We start from the raw sequence: 6,780 nt of genomic DNA on the forward strand, positions 1-6,780 counted from the left end.
AAAGGGCGGCCCTGCGCAAAGCAGGACCGCCCCGGAGTTGGGAGAAAAGTGTCAGTTCAGCTTAGAACTTCACGCCCGCACGGACACCGTAAGTGCGCGGATCGGAGAAAGTCGCGTTTCCGAACAGGCCGGTGCCGGCGCCGGTGAGCACGAGGTTGTCCTCGATGTTCTCGACGAAGGCAGCGATGTAGAAGCGATCTTCCGGAGCGTTGTAGGTGATCGAAGCGTCAGTCTTCGAGAACCCGGGCTGCGCGAAGTAGGCGAAGTTCGCCAGATCGGTCAGTTCATACTGGCTGCGCGACGAGGTCTGCGCATCGAGCACAACCTTGCCCTCGCCAACCGGGATCGCATAGTTCACGCCAGCGACCCAGCTCCACTTGGGGCTGCGGTTCAGCGCGCGACCTGCGAAATCGATCCCTGGCTGCGGCGTAAACTCGCCGTAGCGTGCATCGAGATAGTTGAGCGCGAGCCGGACCGAGAAGTTGTCCGCAGGCTGGATCGTCGCGTCGAGTTCGACACCGTCGATCTTGGCCTTGGCCGCGTTCGTCGTGATCTGGCAAGGACCGCCACAGGCATTCGAAACCTGTGAAAGCTGCAGGCCCGAATAGTCGTAGTGGAACACGGTGCCGTTGAAGCGGAACTCGGGGCTGATCTTGAACTTGAAGCCCGCTTCATAAGCAGTCAGCGTTTCAGGATCATAGTAGAGTGCCTTGGCGGGAAGACCGCAGCTCGGGCCCTTGCCGGTTTCGCAACCGTCGTTGAAGCCGCCAGCCTTGTAGCCGGTCGAAACCGAAGCGAACACGAGGCCCAGCGGGCTGTCGTAGTCGATCCCGGCGCGCCAGGTAACCTTGCTGAACTTGCGCGAGGCGTTGTTGTCCTGGAACTTCGTGCGGTTGAGCAGCGTGCCGATGTGGTTCGAATCGCCGACGAAGTCATACGTATCGAGCACGGTGGCACCAACGCGCGACTTGAGGTCGTTCGAATAGCGCACGCCGCCGGTAACCTTGAGGTCCGGAGCCAGTTCATAGGTGATCTGACCGAACGCCGACTTGTTCTCGGCAATGGTCGGGTCCTGCGGGAAGCCGAAACGGGTGTTGGGGCCAAGCAGGTTGTTGATGAAAAAGGCGATGCCCGACTTTTCCTTGAAGTAATATGCACCAACCTGGGCCTGCAGCGGACCGTCACCACCATAGGCGAGGCGCAGTTCGTGCGAGGTCTGCCAGTAGCTGCCGTAGAAGTCAGCCTGGATCGGGGTTGCGCCGAGGTTGCTGAATTCCGTGCGATCGGATTCGCGGTACGAACCGACGTAAGTCAGCGTGACGTTGCCCATGGTGTAGTTGAGTTCACCCATCACGCCGCGTTCGGTGCTGTCGCGGAACGTGTACTGGCCCTGTGCGGTCGAAAGCGTACGGCCGAGGGTCGACGAAGGCTCGCTGTAGGTCGGGCGTTCGAAGGTCGGACGCGCGCCGCTGACGACGTTGCTGTAGAACTTCGAGGTTTCCACGCCGTTGGTCGGGCTGCCCTTGATCCAGCTGTAGTCGCCGACGAGCAGCAGGCTGAGGTCGGGCGAAGGCTTGAACAGGGCCGAAAGACGGACCGTCTTGTTGTTCTTGAACTTGCCGATGCCGATGCCGTCAGCAGCATTGCCGTCGATCAGGTAGCTGTCGCGCTGGTCGATGTTGGCAGCCACGCGGAAGGCGATGCTGTCGCTGGCGGGCAGGTTGATCACGGCAGTGCCGTTGATCGCATCAAAGTTGCCGTACGAAGCATCGACGCGGGCGCCGAGTTCGAACTTGGGCTGCACCGACAGGACGTTGATCACGCCAGCAGTCGAGTTACGGCCATAGAGCGTGCCCTGCGGGCCGCGCAGAACTTCGACACGCTCGATGTCGAAGAACGAAACTTCCTGAGCCTGCGGACGGGCAAGATAGACGCCGTTCAGCATGAAGGCTGCCGAAGGGTCACCCTTTTCGGTGCCGTCGGTCGAGGTCACGCCGCGGATCGTGATCTGCAGGCCGTTGCCGCGCACGATCGACAGGTTGGGAACGGTTTCTTCAAGCTGGGTCGGGTTCGAGATGCCCGACTGGATCAGGTCGTCGCCGCCAACTGCGGTCATCGCGATCGGGGTCTTCGACAGGAGCGAGGACGTGCGGTTTGCCGTCACAACGATGTCGCCGTCGGCAACTGCTGGCGCAGCTTCCTGTGCTGCGTCCTGAGCAAAGGCCGGATGGGCAAGCGCGAACGCCGACACCAGGCATGCAAGCTGGATTTTCTTCATGTATTTCCTCCCTAATGGAAACAATTCGCAGCGCACGCGGACAATATCCCCTGCCCCCGGGCGCCTTCAGTAAGATTAAGTCTGGATGAAGTTATTGAGGTGAAACGCCCCGCATGGCGCCACCGCATCGGCACCCGCAGTGCCGCGTCGCTCTTTCACTCCTCTCCAGACCTGCGATTCGATGTTCGCTGAGTTTGGTAATGTCGAGAATTGTCAACGCTGTCAAGATTACGCTGTCAGCACCAGGCCTTTTGATCAGGGCGTGTCAAAATGGCCACATTTATGCCGTTTCGGTCTGATTTTCGGGGTTTTTTGAATCAAGCCTGCGCACACAGCGCAAAGAACCATCTGCAGGCCAAAAAAAGGGGGACGACGCCCGTACGGGCATCGTCCCCTTGAAGTTAAAGAACTCTGTGAACAGAGCCCTTCGGGTCGCAACGCCGCATTAGCAGCACCGCGCGCCTCAGAAAGTGCGCAACTTCACATTGCCGCCAACAAACTTGGCACGCCCGGTGGTGATTACTGCCGTGGGGCTAACGGTCACTTGGCAACCCGCGCTTTCCGCGCAAGCACTTGCAACAATGGCATTAGGGTAATGCTCGCAGACGTGGTAATCATTTGACTGTCCGGTGGCCGCTCTGGTTTGCCGGCTCCCGGGAACGACTTACGCTCCGCGAGTCTCCGGCCCCCGCAGGCTTCGGCCATGGAATTTTTTACGCCCCTTCGACCGGAAGGCTCCAGCAGCCTCGGCATGGCGCTTGTCGTGTCTTCGGCAACGCCGCTCCTCCTCTTGAGCGAAGAGCTGGTCGTGCAGGCTGTGAGCGGCTCGTTCTGCACCAGCTTCGGCCTGACCGGCGAAGCTGTGGTCGGCAAGGTCGTCTTCACATTGGGCGACGGCGAATGGAATGTGCCCCAGCTGCGCTCGCTGCTCCGCGCCACCACCTCGGGCCTCGCCCCGATCGAGGCCTACGAAATGGCCTTCATCCGGCCCGGCATGCCGCAGATGACGCTCGTCCTCAATGCGCACATGCTCGATCACCTCGATGACGGCCCTTCGCGCCTCGTTCTGGCAGTCACCGACATCACCCAGGTGCGCGAAAACGAACGCAAGGTGCGCGATGCCGAGCGCGAGAAGGACGCGCTCGTGCAGGAGAAGCACATCCTGCTGCAGGAACTGCACCACCGCGTCGCCAACAGCCTTCAGATCATCGCCAGCGTGCTGATGCAGCGCGTGCGCAGCGCTCATTTCGAGGAAACGCGCGAGCATTTGCGCGACGCCCACCACCGCGTCATGTCGATTGCCACGCTGCAACGCCAGCTTGCCTCCACCGCCACCGGCGAAGTCCAGCTCAAGACCTATCTCGGCGACCTGTGCGCCAGCATCGGCGCATCGATGATCGCGGACCCTGCCGATCTGACGCTCAGCGTCGAGGCAGATGACAGTGTCACCAGTGCGGATCGCTCAGTCAGCATCGGCCTGATCGTGACCGAACTGGTAATCAATGCGCTCAAGCACGCCTTCCCCGATGGCCCGAAGGATGGGCGCATCGTCGTCGGCTTCGCAACCACGGCCTCGGGCTGGACGCTCTCCGTCATCGACAATGGCGCGGGCCTGCCTGCTGACTACGATAGCGCCAAGACCGGCCTCGGCACCGGAATCGTCAACGCCTTGGCCGCGCAGCTCGATGCTACGGTCACGATTACCAGCGCCGGCACCAGTGCCGATCACGGCACGACCATCACCATCGAGCACGCCGGGCCGATCTGAACGCACCTGTCGTCTATTAGAACATGACTTCTAATAGGTTCTTGACATCACCCCCACCCCTGTGCAGATGAAAACGGAACGATAGTTCTATTCTAATTTGCTGATGGGTGTGCGGGCGAAATGGCGGAATTCGATTATATCATCGTCGGCGCAGGCTCGTCCGGCTGCGTCCTCGCCAACCGTCTCAGCGCCGATCCCGCCACCACTGTCCTGTTGATCGAGGACGGCGGCGACAACCAGCATCCCTTCATCAAGATGGCCGGCGGCTTCATCAAGATCATGGGCAACCCCGCCTATTTCCGCGCCTATCCGCTCAAGGCCCGCCCCGGCATGCGCGGCGGCATCCACACTTATGGACGCGGCCTCGGCGGCTCCTCGGCGATCAACGGCACGTGGTATCTCACCGGCATGCCCGGCGATTTCGATGGCTGGGCAGCCAGCGGCCTTCCGGGCTGGGGCTGGGACGAGATCGCGCGCTGCTACAAGAACTTCGAAAGCTACCGCGAACCCGGCGCCCATGCCGGGCGTGGGCGCGACGGCGAACTCCAGATCACCGCCGCCACCTACCAGTCGCCGGTGTTCGATGCACTGGCCCAAGGCTTCGCTACGCAAGGCATGCCGTGGCTGGACGACATCACTACCCCGAACGCCCACGGCGCGGGCCGCTCGCAATATACCGTAGACCGCAAGGGCGTGCGCGAAAGCACCTACAAGGCCTTCGTCAAGCCGGTTCAGGGCCGCCCCAACCTCACCATCGCCACGCACACCGCCGCCAGCCGCGTGGTGATCGAGAATGGCCGCGCGACAGGCGTGATGACCGAGGCGAACGGCGAACAGCGCCTCCACACCGCGCGCCGTGAAGTGATCCTGTCCGCAGGCGTCTATGGTTCGCCGCAACTGCTCCAGCTTTCGGGCGTCGGCCCCGGCGCGGCGCTGCAGTCGCTGGGCGTCCCCGTGCTGCAAGACCTTCCCGCCGTCGGCCAGAACCTTGCCGATCACCAGAAGTTCGGCGTCTCGTTCGATCTGCCCGGCCATCCCGGAACCAACCGCGAATTCTTCGGATGGCGGCTCTATCGCAACGCGCTGCAATATTTCCTCACCGGCACCGGCCACCTCGCCCGCGTCGGCATGCCGATCACCGGGCTGATCGCATCCGAAGGCACCGATCCCGCCTGGCCCGATTTCCAGATCGCCGCCGCGCCCTTTGCCATGCGCACGGTCAACGAAATGGCGGCCCGCCCCGGCAGCCCGCTCACGCCCAATCCGGGCCTCACCTTCTCGGGCTATCACTTGCGCCCGCGCAGCCGAGGCTCGGTCACGCTCACCTCGCCCGATTTCCGCGAAGCCCCCGTCATCGACCCCGCCATCTGGGCCGATCCTTACGACAAGGCGAAGGCGATCGAACTGTTCAAGCTGTTCCGCGCCATCGCCACCAGCGATCCGCTAAAGCCCTTCATCGGCGCCGAACGCATGCCCGGTCCATCGGTGCAGGACGATGACGCCATCGCCGCGCAGCTCGCCAAGATGGTCGAAGGCGGCCTCCACGGCACCGGCACCTGCGCCATGGGCACCGACCCTTTGACCTCGGTCACCGACGCCCGCACCCGCGTCCACGGCATCGGCCACTTGCGCGTGGTCGATTGCTCGATCATGCCCACCCCCGTCTCCGGCAACACCAACGGCCCCGCCATCGCCGTGGCCCAGCGCGCCGCCGAACTGATTTTGGAAGACGCGAAGAGCTGACCTTCGCGGCCCTGTCACGACTTGCTGCCCGTCACGACTTACTGAATATCGAGTCCGGTACCAGCGGGAGCCGGTGTAACGACGGGCGCGCCGGCTACTGCCACCGCCGGTCCTCCTGTCGGCGGCAACCCGGTCGACCGGTCCACGATTTCGATCTTCTTGTCCCGAATAGCCTGTTTTACCACTGACTTGATCTTACCGGGCGTGCAGATCATGTGATACTCCAGCGCGTAATCGACGGCAGTATCGAATGTATGGTTCTTGAGTCCCATCACGGACTTCTTGTATTCGTCCAATGCGTGTTTGGTGAGTCCGCGGACATCATCGATGTTTTCCGCCGAAAACAGGAAATTCTCCTCATAGATGCTGAGCCCCGCAAGCGTCGCGGTCGATGCAAGGCTCAACCCTTTTTCCCAGTCCGCGCGCTTGCTGCCGTTCGCATCGTTCTTGAAATTGACGATCGAAAGGACACCCGTCAAAAGCGCCAGAACAGGCGCAACACTCGAACGAAATGTGTTGACCCCCGTTTGCGTGCCAGCTTTCTGCGCAAAGAAATCAACGCATCGGGAATTGGTCATGCTGAAACTTGCATCAAGCATGGCCCGCGCTTTTGCATCGTTCGCCGTGTCGGCAGCCGAAGTGCACGCCAGGCGAACGAAGCGATCTTCAAGATAGCTGTTGCCTGGTCCCGCGCCATCCGCCGAGCAGCTTGTAACACCGCCCATCTTGCCCGCCTGAAACGGCCGCATCGGTCCATAGACACTATTGGAAATTCCTGAACACCCTTGAATGCACAGGCTGGACGCAATTAGCGTGATAAACGTTACTGACCGCACGATTCGCCCCCACGAATAACAATGTTCAGGTACGAATCAAACTTGCCCGATTTTTCATCAAACACAATCCATCGTCCAGGATTTTAATAATCCTGTACCAGAGGACTGAGGAATTTTGACAAATCTACTGTTATTTCATGAAACTATTCATCGTG

4 protein-coding genes are annotated in these 6,780 nt (G+C 61.3%); 2 read left to right on the forward strand and 2 right to left on the reverse strand.

Annotated elements, in window-relative coordinates:
• Nucleotides 1–61 precede the first annotated feature (61 nt).
• Nucleotides 62–2,278: a TonB-dependent receptor gene (locus RM192_RS18380; protein ID WP_311509108.1), complete on the reverse strand. Its 2,217-nt coding sequence runs from the start codon at nucleotides 2,276–2,278 to the stop codon at nucleotides 62–64.
• Nucleotides 2,279–2,981: 703 nt separating this feature from the next.
• Between RM192_RS18380 and RM192_RS18385 the strand changes: the two genes are divergently transcribed.
• Nucleotides 2,982–4,046: a sensor histidine kinase gene (locus tag RM192_RS18385; RefSeq protein ID WP_311509109.1), complete on the forward strand. Its 1,065-nt coding sequence runs from the start codon at nucleotides 2,982–2,984 to the stop codon at nucleotides 4,044–4,046.
• A 120-nt stretch (nucleotides 4,047–4,166) separates the two neighbouring features.
• A complete protein-coding gene (locus RM192_RS18390) occupies nucleotides 4,167–5,789 on the forward strand; it encodes a GMC family oxidoreductase N-terminal domain-containing protein (protein ID WP_311509110.1) in 1,623 nt (540 codons plus the stop codon).
• A 38-nt stretch (nucleotides 5,790–5,827) separates the two neighbouring features.
• Here the strand turns inward: RM192_RS18390 and RM192_RS18395 are convergent, their stop codons facing one another.
• Nucleotides 5,828–6,538 (reverse strand): hypothetical protein, encoded by a 711-nt coding sequence (locus tag RM192_RS18395; RefSeq protein WP_311509111.1) that lies wholly within the window; start codon nucleotides 6,536–6,538, stop codon nucleotides 5,828–5,830.
• Between the last annotated feature and the right edge of the window lie 242 nt (nucleotides 6,539–6,780).

This window comes from Novosphingobium sp. MMS21-SN21R, assembly GCF_031846015.1.
Taxonomy (GTDB): Bacteria; Pseudomonadota; Alphaproteobacteria; order Sphingomonadales; family Sphingomonadaceae; genus Novosphingobium.